The sequence below is a fragment of the Cupriavidus sp. UGS-1 genome (genome assembly GCF_021213615.1).
Taxonomy (GTDB): domain Bacteria; phylum Pseudomonadota; class Gammaproteobacteria; order Burkholderiales; family Burkholderiaceae; genus Cupriavidus.
The window spans coordinates 1-21,764 of record NZ_JAJQJF010000009.1 but is presented as its reverse complement, the minus strand read 5'-3'; the positions used below and the strand labels follow the sequence as shown (position 1 = coordinate 21,764).

Annotated in this window: 16 protein-coding genes and 1 pseudogene; 4 read left to right on the top strand and 13 right to left on the bottom strand. The window is 70.5% G+C overall.

All coding sequences use genetic code 11. The features are described from left to right. Positions 1 to 47 precede the first annotated feature (47 nt). Complete coding sequence (locus tag LRR16_RS13375) at positions 48 to 1,010, top strand: DUF808 domain-containing protein (RefSeq protein ID WP_023263445.1); 963 nt, start codon at positions 48 to 50, stop codon at positions 1,008 to 1,010. A gap of 437 nt (positions 1,011 to 1,447) precedes the next feature. Here LRR16_RS13375 and LRR16_RS13370 read toward each other — a convergent pair whose 3' ends face one another. Beyond that, on the bottom strand, positions 1,448 to 2,095 hold the full coding sequence (locus tag LRR16_RS13370) for a DNA-3-methyladenine glycosylase I (RefSeq protein ID WP_043437051.1): 648 nt from the start codon (positions 2,093 to 2,095) through the stop codon (positions 1,448 to 1,450). Positions 2,096 to 2,343: 248 nt separating this feature from the next. Between LRR16_RS13370 and LRR16_RS13365 the strand changes: the two genes are divergently transcribed. Then, positions 2,344 to 3,261, top strand: a complete 918-nt coding sequence (locus LRR16_RS13365; protein ID WP_064574642.1) for a dioxygenase — start codon at positions 2,344 to 2,346, stop codon at positions 3,259 to 3,261. 16 nt (positions 3,262 to 3,277) lie between these two features. On the opposite strand, the gene LRR16_RS13360 is transcribed toward LRR16_RS13365, so the two are convergent. From LRR16_RS13360 to LRR16_RS13350, 3 genes are all read right to left on the bottom strand, one after another. Next, on the bottom strand, positions 3,278 to 4,603 hold the full coding sequence (locus LRR16_RS13360; protein WP_232206221.1) for an MFS transporter: 1,326 nt from the start codon (positions 4,601 to 4,603) through the stop codon (positions 3,278 to 3,280). Between the two features lie 151 nt (positions 4,604 to 4,754). Then, positions 4,755 to 5,168 (bottom strand): VOC family protein, encoded by a 414-nt coding sequence (locus LRR16_RS13355; RefSeq protein ID WP_006578343.1) that lies wholly within the window; start codon positions 5,166 to 5,168, stop codon positions 4,755 to 4,757. Positions 5,169 to 5,198: 30 nt separating this feature from the next. Continuing rightward, positions 5,199 to 5,546, bottom strand: coding sequence for a GFA family protein (locus LRR16_RS13350; protein WP_023263443.1), 348 nt, complete (start codon positions 5,544 to 5,546; stop codon positions 5,199 to 5,201). 179 nt (positions 5,547 to 5,725) lie between these two features. On the opposite strand from LRR16_RS13350, the gene LRR16_RS13345 reads away from it, so the two are divergent. Further along, positions 5,726 to 6,340 carry an HD domain-containing protein gene (locus tag LRR16_RS13345; RefSeq protein WP_023263442.1) on the top strand — a complete coding sequence of 205 codons (615 nt, stop codon included), beginning with the start codon at positions 5,726 to 5,728 and terminating at the stop codon, positions 6,338 to 6,340. A gap of 183 nt (positions 6,341 to 6,523) precedes the next feature. Here LRR16_RS13345 and LRR16_RS13340 read toward each other — a convergent pair whose 3' ends face one another. Continuing rightward, positions 6,524 to 10,117 carry an indolepyruvate ferredoxin oxidoreductase family protein gene (locus tag LRR16_RS13340; RefSeq protein WP_232206220.1) on the bottom strand — a complete coding sequence of 1,198 codons (3,594 nt, stop codon included), beginning with the start codon at positions 10,115 to 10,117 and terminating at the stop codon, positions 6,524 to 6,526. Positions 10,118 to 10,428: 311 nt separating this feature from the next. On the opposite strand from LRR16_RS13340, the gene LRR16_RS13335 reads away from it, so the two are divergent. Continuing rightward, positions 10,429 to 11,838, top strand: coding sequence for an NYN domain-containing protein (locus tag LRR16_RS13335; RefSeq protein WP_232206219.1), 1,410 nt, complete (start codon positions 10,429 to 10,431; stop codon positions 11,836 to 11,838). A gap of 240 nt (positions 11,839 to 12,078) precedes the next feature. Here LRR16_RS13335 and gspF read toward each other — a convergent pair whose 3' ends face one another. From gspF to LRR16_RS13295, 8 genes and pseudogenes are all read right to left on the bottom strand, one after another. After that, positions 12,079 to 13,296: a type II secretion system inner membrane protein GspF gene (gene gspF, locus LRR16_RS13330; RefSeq protein ID WP_023264354.1), complete on the bottom strand. Its 1,218-nt coding sequence runs from the start codon at positions 13,294 to 13,296 to the stop codon at positions 12,079 to 12,081. Positions 13,297 to 13,312: 16 nt separating this feature from the next. Continuing rightward, positions 13,313 to 14,905: a type II secretion system ATPase GspE gene (gene gspE / locus LRR16_RS13325; RefSeq protein ID WP_232206218.1), complete on the bottom strand. Its 1,593-nt coding sequence runs from the start codon at positions 14,903 to 14,905 to the stop codon at positions 13,313 to 13,315. Between the two features lie 29 nt (positions 14,906 to 14,934). Further along, positions 14,935 to 17,319: a type II secretion system secretin GspD gene (gene gspD, locus LRR16_RS13320; RefSeq protein WP_064574635.1), complete on the bottom strand. Its 2,385-nt coding sequence runs from the start codon at positions 17,317 to 17,319 to the stop codon at positions 14,935 to 14,937. A gap of 52 nt (positions 17,320 to 17,371) precedes the next feature. Next, positions 17,372 to 18,202 carry a type II secretion system protein N gene (gene gspN / locus LRR16_RS13315; RefSeq protein WP_064574633.1) on the bottom strand — a complete coding sequence of 277 codons (831 nt, stop codon included), beginning with the start codon at positions 18,200 to 18,202 and terminating at the stop codon, positions 17,372 to 17,374. Further along, the gene (locus LRR16_RS13310; protein ID WP_064575076.1) at positions 18,202 to 18,786 is read right to left on the bottom strand and encodes a type II secretion system protein M; all 585 of its coding nucleotides are present in this window, start codon (positions 18,784 to 18,786) and stop codon (positions 18,202 to 18,204) included. The genes gspN and LRR16_RS13310 overlap by 1 nt, the downstream gene beginning before the upstream one ends. Continuing rightward, positions 18,786 to 20,246, bottom strand: a complete 1,461-nt coding sequence (gene gspL / locus LRR16_RS13305; RefSeq protein ID WP_232206217.1) for a type II secretion system protein GspL — start codon at positions 20,244 to 20,246, stop codon at positions 18,786 to 18,788. The genes LRR16_RS13310 and gspL overlap by 1 nt, the downstream gene beginning before the upstream one ends. A 294-nt stretch (positions 20,247 to 20,540) precedes the next feature. Next, a complete protein-coding gene (gene gspK / locus LRR16_RS13300; RefSeq protein ID WP_232206216.1) occupies positions 20,541 to 21,560 on the bottom strand; it encodes a type II secretion system minor pseudopilin GspK in 1,020 nt (339 codons plus the stop codon). A gap of 7 nt (positions 21,561 to 21,567) precedes the next feature. Continuing rightward, a pseudogene (locus tag LRR16_RS13295) lies at positions 21,568 to 21,764 on the bottom strand (hypothetical protein); the annotation flags it as partial.

Sequence of the window (21,764 nt, the reverse complement as noted above, 5' to 3'; positions counted from 1 at the left end):
CGATCGCCGTACCGTTGCAGGCCAGCCGCCGCAGGGAGGCCGCTGAGATGGCCGGTGCCAGCTTGCTCGCGCTGCTCGACGATATTTCGACGATCCTCGACGACGTCGCCACGATGAGCAAGGTCGCCGCGCGCAAGACCGCGGGCGTGCTTGGCGATGACCTCGCGCTGAACGCGCAACAGGTGACCGGCCTGAAGGCCGAGCGCGAGCTGCCGGTGGTCTGGGCGGTGGCGCTCGGTTCGCTGCGCAACAAGGTGATCCTGGTGCCGGCGGCGCTGGCCATCAGCGCCTTCGCGCCCTGGGCGGTCACGCCACTGCTGATGATCGGCGGCGCCTTCCTCTGCTACGAGGGCTTCGAGAAGCTCGCCCATCGCTTCCTGCCCGGCCACGCCGAGCCGACCGAGCGCGCCAGGGAGGCGGTCGAGCGCGCGGCGCTGCGGCAGGCGGCGTCCAATCCCGCGGTCGACCTGGTCGCGCTGGAAAAGGAAAAGATCAAGGGGGCGGTCCGCACCGACTTCATCCTGTCGGCCGAGATCATCGTGATCTCGCTGGGCACGGTGGCCAACGCGCCGTTCGGCACCCGGCTGGCGGTGCTGACCGCAATCGCCCTGCTGATGACGGTCGGCGTCTACGGGCTGGTGGCCGGCATCGTCAAGCTCGATGACGCCGGCCTCTATCTGAGCGAGCGCGGCAATGGCTTCGCGCGCCGCGTCGGCGACGGCCTGCTGCGGCTGGCGCCGATGCTGATGAAGACGCTGTCGGTCGCCGGTACCGTCGCGATGTTCCTGGTCGGGGGCGGCATCCTGGTCCACGGGCTGCCGTGGGCGCACCATCTGGAAGAGAGCGCCGCGCAATGGCTGGGCGCGATTCCTGGCGTCGGACCCTTCCTGTCCTGGCTGGGACCGCTGCTGATCAATCTGGTCGGCGGCGTGATCGCCGGTGCCATCGTGCTGGCCGGCGTGATGCTGGTGCAGCGGGGCCGGCGGGCGTTGCGGCCGAGTTCGCACTGAACGCTGCAGGGTTGGCAATGGCGCCCTTGGGGATAACTCCGGGGACAACCCTGTGCCCGTCCTGTGCGCCGCACAAGGGACAAGCGCTGGGAAGACTGTGAGGCGCCTGTGGACGGCGGACGGACAAGTCCGGCGCGTCCCGAACCCGTTTCCGCGGGGGTGTCGGGTTATCCCGTATACGTCGGGGTTTTCCCTGAGAGTTGTCCAGCCTGCCAGAGCTTGTGCCACAAGGGCGCGGCGCCCTTATCCACTGCCGAGGGCGCCGTTTACCTACTACTACTATCTATGTATACGTAAACAATCTTTAAAGACCATGGAGCACCGTTGCGCAGGGCGGAGGCTGGACGTGCGTTTACGCACGTTATGCAGGTGATGCACGTTACCGACGTTACGCGCGTAGCCGCAGCAGCCCCGGATACGGCCACGGCGGCGGTCGGTTAACGCGGCACCTGGAAGGCTGCCCGCTTACGCTGCGCTTCCTCGCGCGCCCAGCAACCCTGCTGGTGGTCGTTGACCATCCCCATCGCCTGCATCAGCGCATACATCGTGGTGGGGCCGACGAAGCGCCAGCCACGTTTCTTCAGGTCCCTGGACAGCGCGGTCGCCTCGGGGCAGGTCGTCATCGTGCGCAGCACCTCGGGCGTCAGCACGGCCGGCCGGCTCTTCGGATCCGGCTCGTAGCGCCACAGATAGGCGGCCAGCGACGATTCGGTCTCGAGCAGTTCGAGCGCGCGCTGGGCGTTGTTGATCGCCGCCTCGATCTTGCCGCGGTGGCGCACGATGCCGGCATCGCCGAGCAGCCGCTCGATGTCGCGCTCGCCGAAGCGCGCCACCTTCTCGACGTCGAAGTTGGCGAACGCCTTGCGGAAGGCCTCGCGCTTGCGCAGGATCGTCAGCCAGCTCAGGCCCGCCTGGAAGCCCTCGAGGCACAGCTTCTCGAACAGCCGGCGGTCGTCGTCGACCGGATACCCCCACTCGTTGTCGTGGTAGTGGCAATAGTCCTCGAGCGTGCCGCACCAGCCGCAGCGGGGCAGCGGCGTGACGGGCGCCGGTCCGGCCTGCTTCGGTCTGGTGGTGGCGGGCATGGTGGTCATTGTCTCTCCGTCGTCTCGGTAGTCTGGGTTGTCTCGCGGGCTTTGATCAGCCGGGGCCGGCGACCCGGCAGGCAAGCCGCCATGTTAGTGCCACTTCGCCCCCGCTGGCAGGGGACAACGCCGCAACGCTGAATTTCAAAATATTTGACCGACCCGTCCGCAACGCTTCACGCCCGGGCGGTGGGGATTTGTCAAACTTGGCTCGTATTCCATGAACACACGATGCCAAAGGACTCCCCATGCTGCCCGCGCTCTATGTCTCCCACGGTTCGCCGATGCTGGCGATCGAACCCGGGCCGGTCGGCCCGGCGTTCGATGCGCTGGGCGAGCGGCTGCGCGCCGAGCAGCCGCGCGCGGTGCTGGTGATCTCGGCGCACTGGATCTACAGCACGCTGGCCGTGACCACCGCCGAGCGGCAGCAGGCATGGCATGACTTCGGCGGCTTCCCGCCGGAGCTCTATGCGCTGCGCTACGACGCGCCCGGTTCTCCCGCGCTGGCGGGGCGCGTCAAGGCGCTGATCGAGGCCGCCGGCATCCCGGGCGCGGGCTTCGTCGCGCTGGACGAAGCGCGGCCGCTCGATCACGGCGCCTGGCTGCCGATGCGGTATTTCTTCCCGAAAGCCGACCTGCCGGTGGTGCAGCTGGCGTTGAACCCCTATCTGGACCCGGCCGTGCAGATCGAGATCGGCCGCGCGCTGGCGCCGCTGCGGGACGAGGGCGTGCTGGTGGTCGGCTCCGGCAGCTTCACGCATAACCTGAGGGAAGTGTTTCGCGAGGAACGGCCCAGCCAGCATGGTGTCGACGCCGAGCCCTATGTCGAGGCGTTTCGCGGCTGGATGGTCCAGGCGCTGGACGAAGCGCTGCGCACCGGCGATACCGCGCGCATCTCGCGCTACCGCAGCGAGGCGCCGCATGCGCGCCGGGCTCATCCGACCGACGAGCATCTGCTGCCGTTCTTCGTCGCGCTGGGCGCCGCGCTCGGGCCCGCCGCAGGGGCCGCCGGCGCGCCCGCGCCCGCCAAGGCGGCCGAGGCGGCCCAGGCGGCCAACGTCACCAAGGGCGCCAAGGTGGAGCGTGCCACCGATGCGGTGACCTACGGCGTGCTGGCAATGGATACCTTCGTCTTCGAAGGCATGGGCGCGTCGACCGCGACGTGAGTCCTCAGGGGGCCGGCTACGCGCCCGCCGGCGGCGCCCCCAGCATGCCGCGCCGGCGCAGCGCATAGGCGAACGCGCCCAGCGCCGCCAGCCCCAGCAACACCATCACCCACAGCATCAGCCAATAGCCGCCGGCCGCGCTCCACATCAGCGCGCCGAGCCACGGGGCGATCGCCTGCATCAGCAGCACCGGCGTCATCATCAGCCCGTTCAGCGTCGCATAGTGGTGCCGCGAGATCAGCTCGGGCATCGCCATCGCGCGCAGCATCGTGTTGATGCCGTTGGCGCAGCCGTACAGCACCGCGGCGAGCATCAGCCATCTGCCGTGGCCCAGCGCCAGCGTCAGCAGGCCCAGGCACATCACCAGATAGACCGGCATCGCGATCCGCACCGGCTGCCGCGATGGCATGCGTGCCATCGCCAGCCGGCCGATCACCTGTGCCGGCCCGATCAGCGCCGCCACCATCAGCTGCTCGCCGACCGGCAGGCCCTTCTCGTTGAGCATCGGGATCAGGTGCGCGCCCAGCAGCGAAGCCACCACCGCCAGCGCGGTGAAGGCCAGCACCACCGACCAGAACACCGGATCGCGCAGCGCCAGCGTGGCGATGCCGGGCGAGCCGGCGCCCAGCGGCGCGACCGGCTGCACGCTGGCATAGGTCGGATGCGGCTTGAAGCGCAACCTGGCATGCAGCGGCGCGCAGACCAGCAGGTTCAGCGCGGCGAAGATCAGCAGCGTGCCGCGCCAGCCGATATGCAACACCAGCCATTGCGCCAGCGGAATGAAGATGGTGCTGGCGAAGCCCGCCACCAGCGTGACGATGACGATCGACTTCTGGTAGCCGTCGCCGTAGGCCTGGCGCAGCACGACGAAGGCCGGCTCGTACAGCGTGGTGGCCATCGCCAGGCCGAGCGGCACCCACATCAGCAGGAATAGCGTCGGGTTCGGCGACCACGCCCACAGCAGCAGTCCCAGTCCGGCCAGCACCGAACCGGTACCCATGACCCAGCGGGCCGGTGCGCGGTCGAGCAGCCGGCCGACCGCGAACGAGCACAGCGCCCACACCAGCAGCCCCAGCGAATAGCCGCCCGCCAGGAACGGCTTGCCGTAGCCGAGCGATTGGCTCATCGGTTCGATGAAGACCGTGAAGGTGAAGTACAGCGTGCCCCACGAAATGGTCTCGGTCAGGCCGAGCACCCAGGCCAGATGTCGGGGTGGTTCCGACCTGGGGGCGGGGTGGGGCTGTGGTTCGGTGGGTTCCGTGGGGTCGGCGGCGCTCGCCGCAGCGGGGGCGGAGCCGGCGGTGTCCGGGCGCGGGCCGGAGGAGAGGTCGGGTGTCGTCATGGCATGCGCCGGGGAGGCCGGCGCCGTGGCCACCGATGCGATGCCGGCGGCGCATGTTAGGGGGAAACCCGATTGTAGCGGCGCTCCGCCGCCGCGTGCGCGGGGCGTTGCGCGGCGGCATCGCGCAGTCCCGCCTCTGCGCCTTCGCGCGCTATGCCGTGGTGTCGGGCGGTCCCTTCAGCTCGACCACATTGCCGTCGGGGTCGCGCAGATAGATCGACGGTCCCGTGCCCTCGGCCCCGTAGCGCGATTCGACCGGTCCCGCTTCGACACCGTGCGCGCGCAGATGGGCAGTGATGGCCTGCGCATCGAAGGGCTCGACGCGCAGGCAGAAGTGGTCCAGGTTGCGGCCCTCGGGGCCGGGTCCCGCGCCACCGGCCTTGCCGAGCGGACCGTCCAGCGTGACCAGGTCGATCAGGCTGGCGCCGGCACGCAACTGCGTCAGCCCCAGCTTCGGCTGCTCGCGCTCCAGCGTGCAGCCCAGCACGTCGATGTAGAAGCGCAGCAGCGCCGGCACGTCGGCGCTGCGCAGCACCAGATGATCGATGCCCCGGATCGTCAGCATGGCGTCATGGCGGAGGCGGTACAGGGGACACTACAGGCGTCGCCCATCGAACGGGATGACCTTCAGCTTGTCCAGGTCGATTCCCTCGAGGCAGCGCGCATTGACCGCCGCCGTCGGGTTGCCCTTCGGGTCGATGGCTTCGCCGAACGGGCCGCAGCCGCACACCGGGCAGAAATGGTGGGCGATCTTCATCGTGTGGAAGCGATAGGTCGAGTAATCCGACTCGGGCGTCTTCAGGTGCAGGCGCTCGCGCGGCACGAACCACAGCAGATGGCCGCGACGCTGGCAGATCGAACAATTGCACGACAGCACGGCGTCAATCTCGCCTTCGACCTCGAATGCGATGCGGCCGCAATGGCAGCTGCCCTGGTATGGCATGGTGTTCTCCTCGATTCTGTGGAAGGTGCCGCGGGTCGCTTCAGCGGGTGGGCGCCAGCCGGTGGGTTCGGGCTGGTGGCGGCGATTGTCGGTATCCCGACAGTGTAGCGGCATCAAGCGGTGTCACAATGCCGGAATCCCCAAGAGCGCATCAGCGCCGACCCCACCAGGAGACCACGATGAGCGAATCCCACCAGGCGCCGCGCGCGCAATTCAGCCATATGGAGCAGGGCACCCGCGAAGACTGGGCCGCGATCTCGGCCGAGTTCATGCCCTATGCCGCCGCGCTGCCGGACCGCGTGCTGGCCCATCTGCGGCTGCTGGAAGGCGACTGCGGCGGCTTCCCGATCGACCGGCTGACCCACTGCCTGCAGACCGCCACGCTGGCCCATCGCGACGGCCGCGACGAGGAATACGTGGTCTGCGCGCTGCTGCACGACATCGGCGACACGCTGGGCAGCTACAACCATCCGGACATCGCCGCGGCGATCCTCAAGCCCTTCGTCAGCGCCGAGAACCTGTGGATGGTGGAAAAGCACGGCGTGTTCCAGGGCTACTACTTCTTCCACCACCTCGGCCTGGACCGCAACCTGCGCGAGCAATTCCGCGGCCAGCCCGAGCTGTTCGAGCGCACCGCGGAGTTCTGCGCGAAGTACGATGCGGCGGCCTTCATGACCGACTACGACACGCTGCCGCTGTCGTTCTTCGAGCCGATGGTGCGGCGCGTGTTCGCGCAGCCGAAGAACTCGATGTATGTGAAGAAGGGCGAGGACAAGCTGGCGCAGGTGGAGTAGGGCAGCGACTGCCATTTCCCGTCGGTTTTCTCCCCTCTCCCGCACGGCGGGAGAGGGGCGGGGGAGAGGGCAAGGGCGGTCGGGCATGGCAGGCAGCATCGTCAAGCTGCCGCCCGGCCCTCTCCCCCAACCCCTCTCCCACAAGTGGGAGAGGGGAGCTGGCCCGCAGGGGCGAAGGCGCACTCAAGCCGCCTGCTGCCCCTGCGCCGGATTCCTGAACTGCGCCATCAGCGTCTGCCAGCGCGAGCGCGCTGCCTTCAGGTTGTTGGCCTTGACGTGGCCGAAGCCGCGGATGTCGTCGGGCAGGCTGGCCAGTGCGACCGCGGTGCCGTGGTTGGCGGCGTTCAGCCCCGCCACCAGCTCGTCGAGCAGCGCCCGGTATTCGCCGATCAGCGCGCGCTCGGTGCGGCGCTCCTCGGTCTTGCCGAACACGTCCAGCGGACCGCCGCGCAGGCCCTTGAGCCTGGCCAGCAGCTTGAAGATCGTCATCGTCGACGGGCCGAAGCGGCGCTTGATCAGCCGGCCCTGGTCGTCATGCCTGGCGATCATCGGCGGCGCCAGCCAGAAGTTCAGCTGGTAGTCGCGGCCCGGCTCGCCCTCGAACTGGTTGCGCAGCTTCTCGAGGAAGACCGGATCGGTATAGAGCCGCGCGACCTCATACTCGTCCTTGTACGCCATCAGCTTGGCCAGGTTGCGCGCGACCGCCTCGGTCAGCGGCAGCGGCTTGCCTGCACCCACCAGCGCGCTCTCGGCCGCGCGCACGCGGTTGACCGCGTCGCGATAGGTCTGCGCATAGGCGGCGTCCTGGTAGGCGGTCAGGTGCTCAGCACGATGGGCGATCAGCTTCTCCAGCAGCGCGCCCGACGACGTCGGCAGCTTGACCACGTCGGCGCCCTCGGCGGTGCGCTTCAGTTCGCCGGTCAGCGACAGCACATGTTCCGGGTCATGCGCCATGTGGCGGCCCCATTCGAACGCGGCCTTGTTCTTGTCGACAGACACGCCGTTCAGTTCGATCGCGCGCACCATCGCGTCCAGCGACAGCGGCACCCAGCCCTTCTGCCAGGCATAGCCGAGCACCAGCGGATTGGTGTAGATCGCGTCGCCGAGCAGCGCCACCGCCAGCGCGCTGGCATTGACGAAGTCGCATTGCTCGCCGACCGCGTTGCGCACGTCCTGCTCGGCAGACAGACCGGGGAACTGCCACTTCGGATTGCGGATGAACTCGGCGGTCGGGGTTTGCGCGGTATTGACGATCGCGCGCGTGCGTCCGGCCTGGGCCTTCGATAGCACCTCGTCGGTGGCCGACACGATCGCATCGCAGCCGATCACCAGGTCCGCCTCGCCCATCGCGATGCGGGTGGCGTGGATGTCCTCGGGCCGCGCGGCGATCTGCACGTGCGACAGCACCGCGCCGCCCTTCTGCGCGAGGCCCGCCATGTCAAGCACCGTGACGCCCTTCTGTTCCAGGTGCGCGGCCATGCCGAGCAGGCCGCCGAGCGTCACGACACCGGTGCCGCCGACGCCGGTCACCAGCACGCCGTACGGCTTCTCCAGCGCGGGCAGCGCCGGCTGGGGCAGCGGCGGCAGGTTGGCCATCGACACGCCGTGCGCCTCGGGCTTGCGCAGCTGCGCGCCCTCCGCCGTCACGAAGCTGGGGCAGAAGCCGTTCAGGCAGGAGAAGTCCTTGTTGCAGGACGACTGGTTGATCTTGCGCTTGGTGCCGAGCTCCGTTTCCAGCGGCTCGACCGACAGGCAGTTCGACTTGACCGAGCAGTCGCCGCAGCCCTCGCAGACGGTGTCGTTGATGAACACGCGGCGGGCCGGGTCGGGGAAGCTGCCGCGCTTGCGGCGGCGGCGCTTCTCGGTCGCGCAGGTCTGGTCGTAGATCAGGATGGTGCAGCCCGGTACCTCGCGCAGCTCGCGCTGGACGCGGTCCAGATCGTTGCGATGGTGGATCGTCACGCCCGGCGGCAGCTTGATCGCGGCGCTGTACTTCTCCGGCTCGTCGGTGACGATGTCGATCCGCTTCGCGCCCTCGGCCGCGACCTGGAAGGCGATGTCCTGCACCGACAGTTGGCCGTCGACCGGCTGGCCGCCGGTCATCGCGACCGCGTCGTTGTACAGGATCTTGTAGGTGATATTGACGCCGGCCGCGATCGACGCGCGGATCGCCAGCAGGCCGGAATGGAAGTAGGTGCCGTCGCCGAGGTTGGCGAACACGTGCTTGTCGCCGGCGAACGGCGCCTGGCCGATCCAGGCCACGCCCTCGCCGCCCATCTGGCTGAAGGTGCTGGTGCTGCGGTCCATCCAGACCGTCATGTAGTGGCAGCCAATGCCGGCCAGCGCCCGAGAGCCCTCGGGCACGTTGGTCGAGGTGTTGTGCGGGCAGCCCGAGCAGAACCATGGCTTGCGCTCGGCCGCGACGCGCGGCGTGGCCAGCGCGCGCTCCTTGGCCTCGATCACCGCGATGCGGGCGGCGATGCGCGCGCGCACGTCGCTGGGCAGATCGAACTTGTCCAGGCGCGTGGCGATCGCCTTGGCGATGATCGCCGGCGACAGCTCGTAATGCGCCGGCAGCAGCCAGTTGCTCTGCGGGATCGACCACTCGCCGCCGGCATTGTCCTTCTCGTCGAACTTGCCGTAGACCTTGGGCCGCACGTCGTCGCGCCAGTTGTACAGCTCTTCCTTCAGCGCGTACTCCATGATCTGGCGCTTTTCCTCGACCACCAGGATTTCCTGCAGCCCTTGCGCGAACGCGCGCGCGCCCTGCGCTTCCAGCGGCCAGACGCAGCCGACCTTGTACAGCCGGATGCCGATGCGCTCGCAGGTCTCCTTGTCCAGGCCCAGGTCGGTCAGCGCCTGGCGCGTGTCGAGGTAGGCCTTGCCGCCGGTCATGATGCCGAAGCGCGCATGCGGCGAATCGATTTCGATGCGGTCGATGCGGTTGGCCCGCACATAGGCCAGCGCCGCGTACCACTTGTAGTCGAGCAGCCGCGCTTCCTGTTCCAGCGGCGGATCGGGCCAGCGGATGTTGAGGCCGCCCGGCGGCATCGCGAAGTCCTGCGGCAGCGCGATCTGCACGCGATGCGGGTCGAGCTCGACCGAGGCCGACGATTCGACCACGTCGGTGACGCACTTCATCGCGACCCACAGCCCCGAATAGCGGCTCATGGCCCAGCCATGCAGCCCGTAGTCGAGATATTCCTGCACGTTGGCCGGGAACAGCACCGGCAGCCCGCAGGCCTTGAAGATGTGTTCGGACTGGTGCGCCAGCGTCGAGGACTTGGCCGAGTGGTCGTCGCCGGCCAGTACCAGCACGCCGCCGTGCTTCGACGAGCCGGCCGAGTTCGCGTGCTTGAAGACGTCGCCGGTGCGGTCCACGCCCGGCCCCTTGCCGTACCACATGCCGAACACGCCGTCGTACTGCGCGCCCGGGTACATGTTGACCTGCTGCGAGCCCCACACCGCGGTCGCGGCCAGGTCCTCGTTCAGGCCCGGCTGGAACACGATGTTGTGGCCGGCCAGGTGCGACTTGGCCTTCCACAGCGCCTGGTCCAGCGCACCGAGCGGCGAGCCGCGATAGCCCGAGATGAAGCCGGCGGTATTGAGGCCGGCGGCGCGATCGCGTTCCTGCTGCAGCATCGGCAGGCGGACCAGCGCCTGCGTGCCGCTGATGTAGATGCGGCCGCGTTCGAGCGTGTATTTGTCGTCGAGGGTAACGTTGGCGAGCGCGCGACGGATGGCGTCGCTGACCGGGGCGGTCAGGGGGGCATTCATGGGTGCTCCTCTTCGGGCATGTTGTCGGGATCGCCGACACACTTCAGTGGTGGGCAGCCGCGGCAGGCCTCTTGTGAAGGCGTTGGCGACCGTGTCTCTGCCCGGCATGGTAGCACCGGCGACGTTGACACGGCACCCTGCGGCGCAGCATCCCAAGCCCCTTCCGGCTCGGCGATTTCCCGAATGGACAAGCCCCGGCGTGTACACTGCACTGCATCCAAGCCCGGCAGCGGGCGGCGTCCGCCGGATGCCCCCCGCCGCGGTGGTGCAACCTCCCACTGCTGGAGCGACCGCTCCCCCAGGACAAACCGATGAATCCAAATCCTCGCCAGGGCACCGCGACCCTGGCCGTTCTGATCGACGCCGACAATGCCGGACCGGGCATCGTCGAAGGCCTGCTGGCCGAAGTGGCCAAGTACGGCGTGGCCGCCGTCAAGCGCATCTACGGCGACTGGACCAAGCCCAATCTGTCGGGCTGGAAGGAATGCCTGCTGTCGCATTCGATCCAGCCGATCCAGCAGTTCCGCTACACGGTCGGCAAGAACGCCACCGACAGCGCGATGATCATCGACGCGATGGACCTGCTGTACACCGGCCGTTTCGACGGCTTCTGCATCGTCTCCAGCGACAGCGATTTCACGCGGCTGGCCTCGCGCATCCGCGAGCAGGGCCTGACGGTCTACGGCTTCGGCGAGCGCAAGACGCCCAAGCCCTTCGTCACCGCCTGCGACAAGTTCATCTACTCGGACCTGCTGCGCGGCGACGTCGGTGCCGACGAAGCGGACGAGGCCGCCGCGCCTGCTCGCCGCCGCAGCGGCGGCGAGCTGCGGCAGGACACGCGCCTCGTACGGCTGCTGCAATCGGCCGCGCAGGCGGTCTCGGACGAGGAAGGCTGGACCACGCTCGGCAGCATGGGCACCCACATCGCCAAGCAGGCGCCCGAATTCGATTCGCGCAACTACGGCTACGGCAAGCTGTCGGAGCTGGTAGCCGCGACCGGCCTGTTCGAGGTCGAGACCCGCAACGGCGGCAACAACAAGACCATCTGGGTCCGGCTCAAGCGCCGCGGCGAGCAGCGCCCTGCGGAACAACGCGGTGGCGAGCGGCAGGGGCATGCGGGTGATCAGCGCGGCCAGGGTGGGCACGGCGAGCAGCGCAGCCAGGGCGAGCAACGAGGTCAAGGTGGCCAGGGCGGCCAGGGCGGCCAGGGCGGCCAAGGCGGCCAGGGGCAGGGCAGCCACGACACGCAAGGCGGACGCGGCCGTGGCCACGCCGCCCCGGCACAGGCAGCGGTTTCCACCACGTCCGCCGTAGCGGCCGAACAGACGCAGCTCGAGATCGGCGAACCGGTGCCTGCGCCGGAGCCGTTGCAGGCGGACGAGCCCGTTGCGGCCGATGTCATCGAGACCGCCGGCCATGCCGCCACGCCGGAACCCGCCGCGCCGCCGCGCTCGTCGCGCAGCCGCCGCGGCTCGCGTCGCCCCGACGTGAAGCTCAGCGACACGCCCTGGCCGATCGACAGCACGGTGTTTGCCGCGCCGGCGGCGGCCAGCGAAGCGCTGGAGGTACCGGGTGCGGAAGCGCCAGCAATCGCGGAGCCTGAGCAGCCCGTCGACACCGCCGAATCGGCGCAGGCCGCCGAGCCCGCGCCGCCGGCCCGCAAGCGCCGCAGCACGGCTCCGCGCAAGCGCGCGGCGAAGAAGACGGCGGCAGCGGAATAAGCCTGCCCGCAACAGCGAACGCCGCTTGCCCTCCCACCCGTTTCCCGCAAGCGGGAGAGGGGAGAAGACCAGCGGCGTGCCACTTCGGGTCAGCCGGTCTGGCATCAGGGAGCGATCGGGGGGCAGAGAGAGAGGCAAATCTCCGCCGTGTCCCGACGGGTGTTCTGCCTCTCCCCCTCAGGGGAAGACGGTTGGGGAGAGGGAGGCGGTTTAATCTCCGCGGAGCCCGTGTCAGGCCCGCTACCTCACCAGCTGATTGATCTCGATGATCGGCATCAGCACCGCCAGCACGATCAGCAGCACCACCACGCCCATCGTCAGGATCAGCAGCGGTTCGAGCAGGCTGGTCAGGAACAGCGTGCGCCGTTCCAGTTCCTGCGCCTCGCCCTGCGCGGCGCGCTCCAGCATCGTCGGCAGATTGCCGGTGGCCTCGCCCGAGCGGATCAGGTGCACCAGCACTGGCGGAAACTGGTTCTGCGCGGCCAGCGCGCGGGCCAGCGACGAACCCTCGCGCACGCGCGTGGTGGCGTCGTCGACGTTGGCGCGCAGTGCCTCGTTGCCCAGCGTCTCGCCCGCGGCCTGCAGGCTGCGCAGGATCGGCACGCCGGCCGACACCAGGATCGCCAGCGTGCTGGCAAAGCGCGCGGTGTTGTAGCCGCGGATTAGCTTGCCGGCCAGCGGCGCGGTCAGCAGCCAGCGATGCCATTCGAGCCGCACGCCCGGCTGGCGCAGCAGCGCGCGGACCGCCATCACCGCCAGCACCAGCACGATCAGCGCGGCCCACCACCATTGGCGCACGAAGTCCGACAGCGCCAGCATGATCACCGTCAGCAACGGCAGCTTCTGCTTGGTGTTGGCGAACACGCTGACCACCTGCGGCACAACGTACGACAGCAGGAAGATCACGATCGCGAACGCCACCACGGTGACGATGGCCGGATAGGTGAAGGCCAGCCGGATCTTCGCGGTCAGCGCGTTGCGGGTCTCGATATAGCCGGCCAGCTTCTCGAGCACCAGGCCCAGGTGGCCCGAATGCTCGCCGGCCGAGACCAGCGCGCGATAGATATCGGGAAAGTCGCGCGGATGCTGCATCAGCGCGACCGACAGCGAACTGCCGCCCATCACCTCGGCGCGCACCCCGGCCAGCAACTCGTGCACGTAGGCGCGCTCGGCCTGGTCGGCCAGCGCGCCCAGCGCTTCGTCGAGCGGCAGGCCGGCGACGATCAGGCTGGCCAGCTGGCGCGTGAACAGCGCCAGTTCCTGGGTCGACAGCTTGCGGCCGAAGCCGCCGGCGGTGCCGCGCGCGGCCTGCGCCGCGCTGCCCAGCGCATCGACGGTCAATGGAGTCAGCCCGCGCGTGCGCAGATGCGTGCGGGCCTGCTTGGGGCTGTCGGCCTCGATCACGCCGCGGTCGGTCTTGCCGGCGGCGTCGACGGCTTCGTAGCGGTAGGCTGGCATGGCTCAGATCAAGGGATCAATCGCGCGTCACGCGCAGCACCTCTTCGAGCGAGGTCGCGCCGCTGTCGATCCAGCGCTGCGCGTCGCCGCGCATCGTGTGCATGCCGTTGGCGAGCGCGGTCTGCTTGATTTCCGATTCGGGCGTCTGGCGATGGATCATCGTGCGGATGCGGTCGTCGACCACCAGCAGCTCGTAGACGCCCATCCGGCCCTGGTAGCCCGACTGCCCGCACTTGTCGCAGCCGACCGGGTGCCACACCTTCTGCAACGGCTTGCCCTCGGCCAGCAGCGTCTGCGCTTGCGCCGGCGTTACCGTGATGGTCTCCTCGCGCTTGCACTGCGGGCACAGCCGGCGTACCAGCCGCTGCGCCAGCACGCCGAGCAGCGACGACGACAGCAGGAAGGGCTCGATCCCCATGTCGACCAGGCGCGTCACCGCCGACGCCGAGTCGTTGGTGTGCAGCGTCGCCAGTACCAGGTGGCCGGTCAGCGAGGCCTGCACCGCGATCTGCGCGGTTTCGAGGTCGCGGATCTCGCCGATCATCACCACGTCCGGGTCCTGGCGCAGGATCGCGCGCAGCGCCTTGGCAAAGGTCATGTCGATGCGCGCGTTGACCTGGGTCTGGCCGATGCCGTCCAGGTCGTACTCGATCGGATCCTCGACCGTCATGATGTTGGTGGTGCGCGCATCGAGCCGCGACAGCGCCGCGTACAGCGTGGTGGTCTTGCCCGAGCCCGTCGGGCCGGTCACCAGCACGATGCCGTGCGGCTGGCGGATCAGCTCGTCGAACGCGTGCAGCGTCGCGGGCGCCATGCCGAGCTTGGCCAGGTCGAGCCGGCCGGCCTCCTTGTCGAGCAGACGCAGCACCGCGCGCTCGCCGTGGCCGGTCGGCAGCGTCGACACCCGCACGTCGACCGGCCGCCCGCCGACCCGCAGCGTGATGCGGCCATCCTGCGGCAGCCGCTTCTCGGCGATGTCGAGCTGGGCCATGATCTTGATCCGCGAGATCAGCGCGCCGTGCAGCGCCTTCTTCGGCCGCACCACGTCGCGCAGCGTGCCGTCGACGCGAAAGCGCACCACCGAGGCCGATTCGAACGGCTCGATATGGATGTCCGAGGCGCCTTCGCGCGCGGCCTGCGTCAGCAGCGCGTTGATCATGCGGATGATCGGTGCGTCGTCCTCCGATTCGAGCAGGTCCTCGACCGCGGGAATGTCCTGCATCAGCCGCGACAGGTCGACCTCGCCCTCGACTTCGCCGACCACTTGCGCGGCCGTGCCGTCCTGGCGGTTGTAGGCGTCGGACATCGCCCGTTCGAGCGCTTCCGGCTCGAGTACGCGCAGATGCAGCGGGCCGTGCACGCGCGCCAGCTCGGCCAGCGCCGCCGGCGAGGTCGCGCGGCTGACCCAGACCTCGAGCCCGTCGGCGCGCTGGTGCGCGACCAGCAGCCTCGCCTCGCGCGCGAAGCCGTAGGGCACCAGGCGCGCCGCGATCGGCGAGGACAGCGGCGTGTCGATGGCGCCCACTGCGCCCGCGGCGGCGTTGGCGTTGGCCGCGCCGAGCGCAGGATCGGCTGCCGGGCCGGGAAGGGAAGAGGGGACTGTCGCCATGGTGATTCGCCTGTCTGGTCGGCCCGCGTTCAGGCGCCTTCGCCCTGGTTCGGCGCGCGCGAGGTCGGGCCCGGCGGCGGCAGCGTCTGCTCGAGCGGCAGCGGACCGGGCACCGGCCCATTGTTGCGCGGATCGACGAACGGCGCGGCCGGCGCGTCTGCGGGCGGCAGCACCGGTGTCTGCGTGTCGCGCATCATCATGTTCGGCGAAACGAAGCCCTGCTGCTCGCCGCGGATATAGCCGTAACGGTCCTGCGTGATGCGGTCGGTCGCGCCGGAGGTGCGCATCACGTAGGGGCGCAGGAACACCAGCAGATTGGTCTTCGCGCGCGACTTGTTCTCGTAGCGGAACAGCCCGCCGATCCACGGCAGGTCGCCCAGCCCCGGCACCTTCTGCACGCCGTCGCCGTAGTTGTCCTCGATCAGGCCGCCCAGCACGATGATCTGGCCGTCGTTGACCAGCACATTGGTCTCGATCGAGCGGACATTGGTGGTCGGGCCCTGGATCAGGTTGGTGGTGCCCGGCACCACCGACGACGACTCCTGGTAGATCTGCAGCTTGACCAGGCCGCCATCGGTGATCTGCGGCTTGACCCGCAGCGTGATGCCGACATCCTTGCGGTCGAACGTATTGAACGGCGTGCCGCCGCCGACCGCGTTGTTCTGCGCGTAAGAGCCGGTGGTGATCGGAATGTTCTGGCCGATCAGGATCTTGGCTTCCTCGTTCTCCAGCGTGATCAGGTTCGGCGTCGACAGCAGGTTGACGCTGCCCTGGCTGCCCAGCGCGCGCAGCAGCGCACCGAGGCCCAGCGCGCGGTTGACCACGCCCAGGTTCAGGCCGCCGATGTCGGGCACCAGCCCGGCCGCCCGCTCGATCCCCGCGGCGCCGTTCTGCGAGATGTCGTAGACCGCGCCGCTCAGGTTGATGATGTTGCTGCCGCCGGTGCCGAAGTTGGTGCCGGCGAAGAAGTTGTTGTTGCCGCCCGCCGAACTGAGGATGCCTTGCCACTGGATGCCGAGCTCGGCCGCCTGCGTCGAGGTCACCTCGACGATCATCGACTCGATGTAGACCTGCGCGCGGCGCGCGTCGAGGTCGTCGATCACCGCGCGCAGGCTGCGGTAGACCGCTTCGCTGGCGGTGATGATCAGCGAGTTGGTCGACGGATCGGCCTGGATGATGCCGCCGGTGGTCGGAATCTGGTTCGGCGCGAACGAGGCGGAGAAGGCCGAGCCGGTTCCGCCCGTGCCGCCGCCGAAGCCGCCGCCGGTGCTGCCGGTGCGGCCGTAGCCGCCCATGCCGGTCGTGCCGCCGGTGAACTGGCCGGTCGGCGCGGCGATGTTCTGCGCGCCGGCCATGCCCGCCGCGCCACCGGCGGCGCCGGCGATCCCGCCGATGCCGCCTTGGCCCTGCTGGGCGACGTTGAAGCTGGCATCGGCGGCGACGATCGCGCGCAGCGTCGGCGCCAGCTTGACCGCGTCGGCGTTCTTCAGCGGCACCACCCAGATGTTGCCCGGGCGCGCGTGCGGCTGGTCCAGCTTCTCGATCAGCTGGCGCGCCTGCTGCAGGCGCGCGCGGCTGGTCGCGCGCACCAGCAGCGCGTTGCTGCGCGGCTCGGCGACGACCGAGGTGCGCAGGCTGGCATCGACCGCAGGACCCGCGGCGCCGCCCGGCGCGCCGCCGGCCGCGCCCGGATCGAGCAGGCGCTGCAGCACCACGGCGGCGTCGCTGGCGATCGCGTATTTCAGCGGGATCAGCTCGACCTCGCCCGACGCGGGCGCGTCGATCGCGGCGATGATCCGGCCGATGCGCCGCAGATTGTCCGCGTAGTCGGTGATCACCAGCGTGTTGTTGGCCGGATAGGCCGTGATCGTGTTGTTCGGCGCGATCATCGGGCGCAGCACCGGCACCAGCGCGTTGGCCGACTCGTAGTTCAGCCGGAACACCTGCGTCACGACCTGGCCGCCGCGGCTGGCGCCGGCGCCGACCACGGTCGGCGAGCCCTGCAGCTTGGCGTCGGCCTCGGGCACGACCTTGGTGAAGCCGTTGGCCTCGACCATCGCATAGCCCTGCATCCGCAGCACCGAGCCCAGCGTTTCCAGCGCCTGCGCCCGCGACACCGGCGCCTCGGTGACCAGGTTGACGGTGCCCTTGACGCGCGGGTCGATCACGAAGTTCTTGCCGGTGGCCTGGCCCACCGCGCGCACGACCGCTTCCAGGTCGGCGTTGACGAAATTGAGCACGACCTCGTCGCGGTTGCGCGGCGTGACGTCGGGCGGGGCCGGCACGGCGGGGCTCGCCTGTCCGGGTGCCTGCGCCCAGAGCGGGGCCGGCGCCATCAGCGACAGGGCGCACAGCGCCGTGACGGCGCGCGCGCAGGCGGTGGGCAGGATGGGGCGTCGGTCTGTTGTCGTCATAAGCGTCGGTTGGTTGCGCGGCCCGGTGCTTGGCGTGCTGCCTTGCGCCGGATCAGAAGCGCAGCCTGGTCACATTGTTCTCACGTCTTCCCAGCAGGCTCAATAGGGAGGCCAACTGATTCGCGGCGTCGGGATCCGCGTGGGCGGTGCCCTCGAAGCGCGCCTGGCGGCCCAGCGGTCCGCTGCCCTCCAGGTGCAGCGGCCCCGCCACCGTGGAGAGCCGCAGCATGCCGGTGGGGCCGGTCCAGTCGATCTCGGCGCGGTAGCTGCCGAGCGGCCGCAGCCGGCTGACGGCCGATGATACTTGGTCGATGCGAAGCGTCAGGTGGCCGTACAGTCCGGCCGGCCGGCCGCCGCTGCCCGCGTCCGCGCGAAAGCGGCCCTCCAGCGCGCTCCAGTCCAGCCGCATCGCGCCGTCCGGGCGCAGCGTGTTGAACGGCGCGCCGATGCCTTCGAGCAGCGAGGCCGGCAGCCGCAGCGAACCGGACTGGGCGCGCCAGCCGGACGGCGTCACCGTGACCGCGACCGGCGCCGGCATCGCCTCGGTGTGCTGGGCGACCAGCCGCAGCGAGCCGGTCAGCAGCGGCCAGAACGCGACCTGCCACTGCAGGCGGCCGGGCAGCACCGTGGCGGTGCGGCTGCCGCTGCCGGCGGACAAGGCCAGCGTGGCGCTGCCGCGCCACAGCGAGCCGGCGGCATCGGCCAGCAGCACGCGGCCCTCCGTGCGGCTGGCGACCGCGTCGGCGATCCAGGCGGCCGGCAGCGCGGCGATCACCGTGACCACGACCGTGGCCAGGCCCAGCAGCGTCCAGCGCAGCAGGCCGCGGCGGCGGGCCGGCCGCGGCTCGCGTCGCCGCAGGCGCAGCGCTTCCAGCCGCGCCATCAACTGCGTCCGCCCGGACGCTCGGGGCCGGCCCCGGGTCCCTGCAAGGTGGCGGTGACGTTGACGATGGCGGTGGCGCCGACGTAGACGATGCGGGCGTCGGTCACCTTCAGGCGCTGCTGCTGTCGCACGTCCGACAGCCAGGCCGCCACCGCGCCGAACGGCACCTTGTCGAGCTGCACCTGGATCGTGTTGTCGCCGGTCGGCGCGACGCGGCTGGCGCTCAGGCCGTGCTGGGCGAGGCCGTCGCGCAGCGCCTGCACCAGCGCCTCGCCACGCAGCGCCGGCGCAGGGCTGGCCGACAGCCCGCGCGCCTCCTGCGCCAGCGTTTCCATCTCGGCCAGCTGGGCGCGCAGCTGCGGCAGGCTTTTCTGCAGCCGCTCGCGGCCTTCGGCGGCGGGCTCCCACAGCACGCTGTAGCCGATCGTCAGCGCCAGCAGCGCGCCGCCGATCCCCAGCAGCGCCTGTTCGCGCGGATTGCGCGCGGTCCAGAAGGCCTCGGCCTGTTCGCGCCAGCGCGCCGGCACGCGGGGGCGCAGCTTGCCGAGCTTCGCGGCCAGGCCGGCGGAAGAGGTGGTGCGCATCATGACAGCGCTCCCGGCTTGATGATCCAGCGCGAGCCGGCGGGGGCGGGACCGCCGCCCGAGCGGGCGGCCTCGGCGGGCGCCCGGTCCTCTTCCATCGACAGGCCGGCCTGGCGCGCGGCCTGGCGCAGCGCATTGGTGTCGGTGCCGGGCTTGAGCGTCGCGTGCAGGGTCTTGCCGCGGTATTCGAGCGCCAGCAGCGCGTCCGGGGCCAGCTGCCGGCCGGCCTGGGCGAAGCGGTCGGCCAGCGGCAGGAAATCGTCGGGCGTGCTGCGGCCGCTGGCCAGGCGCAGTTGCTCGACCTGGCGGCGCATCTGCAGCGGCGGGTCGACCACCACCGGCATGCGCGGGAAGGCGCTGCGCAGCAGCTGGGTCTGGGCCTGCTGCAGCCGCGCCTGTTCGCCGCGCAGCATCAGCCAGTGGATGTTCAGCGCGGCCAGATGGACCAGCAGCAGCGCGGCGGCCAGCGCCAGCGGCGCGCGCCAGGCGCGCAGATTCCAGCGGTCGGCGCGGCCCTGCGCGAAGTCGAACTGCGCCAGATCGAGCGCGCTCTCGCGCAGGCTGGCCTGCGCCCCTTCGATCCAGACCGGCCAGCCGAGCGGGCGTACCGAGTTCAGCGTCGGCAGCGCGGCCGCCTTGCGGTCCCCGTACCAGACGCCGGCCGGCGCCAGCGCCTGCCAGGCGGCCAGCGCGTCGTCGCCGAGCAGCAGGCCGTAGCCCTGATAGCGGTCGGTTCGCACGGTCAGCTGCCAGACCGGCGCGGCCTGGCCGGTGTCCGTCTCGCCTTCGAGCAGCGGCGCCGCGGCGGCCAGCGCGCTGGAGGCGGCCTCGAGCGCCAGCGTGGCGGGCGGCTCGGACGGGGCGGCGGGTTCGGACGTGGCAGAGGGATCGGCTGGGGCGGATGCATTGGGCGCGGCCGCGTCTTCATCCTCGGCCGCCGCCAGCGGCAGGCAGAACTGCGCGGCCAGCAGATGGCGGCGGCGATGGCGGTGTTCGGCGAAGGCATCGAGCACCGCGCGCAGCCAGGCGCGCTCGGTCACCATCAGCAGGCGGCGGCGCGGGCCGCGCGCGGCGGCGGCCGCACTGCTGGCATCGGCAGCGGCTTGCGGTGCCTCCGGCCCGACCGCGATATGGCACGCCTGGGCATCGGCTGCCAGCGAATCCTCGACCAGGTTCGGCAGCGCCAGCTTGAGCCGGTTCGGCGCCAGCGGCGGTACCGCGGCGGTGGTCACCAGCACGTCGGCGGCGGCGACGATCAGCACCAGCCGGTCGGCCGGCGGCAGCTCGGCGATCGGCGCGTGGCCCTCGCGCAGCAGATGGCCCGTGGCGGGAGCGCGCTCGCGCCGGCCCTGGGCGGCCACGGCATCGCGCACCAGCGCGAACGGCATCGCCCCGAAGCGCCAGGGCTGCGGTTGATCGTGGGGGCGATGCGGCAGGCGGACGAACAGGGTGGTGCTCAAGGTTTCCTTGGAACTGCGCGGCAGTGAAGATGGATGGCGGAATCGTCGACGGCGTGGCGGCGCGTCTGCAATCTGGCCCGGTTCCGTGCCCGGGCACGGTCCGGCCCGGTGTCGGCTGTGCCGGCGGCGATCGCCGCTTGCCTAGCCGGGTGCCGGTAAATGCCTTTCCGCCAAGGCATCAGCATACCTTGCCTTTGTGGCGGATTCGCGTCAACCGTTTCGGGAGCGTGCGGCAGCCGTGCCGGCGGTTCGCGCGTTCGCGGCAAAGGGCGGCGGCGATCGGCATCCTGCCCATCAGCGCAGCTCCGGCATCCGCTCGAGGTCACGGGTCCAGACCACCTGCGTCGCCTGGGCACTGCCCAGGACCGCGGCGCGCCGGACCAGCGAGACCTGCATCCGGACCGCCCGCTCGTGGCGGATCAGCCCGTAGATCAGGAAGTAGTGCGAACGCGTCTCCAGCGCGGTGCCGACGCCGGCATCGGCCTGCGGCGCGATCGCGCGCAGCTGGGTCTGCAGGTCGCCGACGTTGTTGAAATAGGCGCGGTCGCGCTGGCGCACCAGTTCGCGGGCGCGATCGAGCGGCAGCTTGTCGATGACCGCGGCCAGCACCTCTGGGTCGGCGGTGTTGGCGTTGACCGGCGTGCGATCCGGCAGCAGGTCGACGAAGGGCTCGAGCACCGGCAGCATGTCCGGCTCATAGCCGGGGATGGCCATCAGGTCCGCCAGGCTGTCGGGCGGCCGCGGCGCGGCGCGGCCGGCGCCGGCCCGCTCCGCCTCGAGCAGATAGCGCGCGGTCGCCTCGGCCAGCCCCTGGTTCAGCCCCAGCACGCGCAGCAGGCGCCGATAGGCCGCGAGCCCGGCCGGGTCGATGGTGACTGAGATGCCGCCGTTGGCGCCCGCGCTGGTGGTGATCAGGTTGCGCAGATTGAAGCGGGCCTGCGCGTCCAGGATGCGGCCGGACAGGAACGAGGTCTCGCCGGCGCGGTCGGTGCGCAGCGCGGCGCCGAGGAAGTCCGACAGCCGCGTCTCGGCGATCGGCACCGCCCACGGCTCGCCGAGATGGTCGACGTTGGAGCGGCGCAGGTCGTCGCGCAGGATCAGCCGCGCCCAGTCGACCGCGGCGCGTTCGATCCAGGCGGCCTGGGCCACCAGCCGCTGGTTCTCGACCGAGCGGATCTGTACCTGCTGGCGCCACAGCAGGCCGGACACGACGACGACCGCCAGCGTGACGATCAGCAGCGCGGTGACCACGGCAGCGCCGCGGTGGCGGCCAGCTTGCCGCCGGAGGGCAGGGAAGCGAGCAGTCCCGTTCATCGCGCGCTCATTGGCCGGTCATGCACAGCTTGTCGAAGCGGCGCGGCGTGTCGCCGTCGCCCATCCGCGCCAGCACCACCAGTTCCAGCCCGCGCAGCGCGCCCGCCGGCACGCCGATCTGCGCATTGCTGGCGGGCACCGCGCTGGCCGCGCCGATCCGCAGCGCGGCGCGCAGCTCGCCGCTGGTATCGCGCCAGCCGCCCG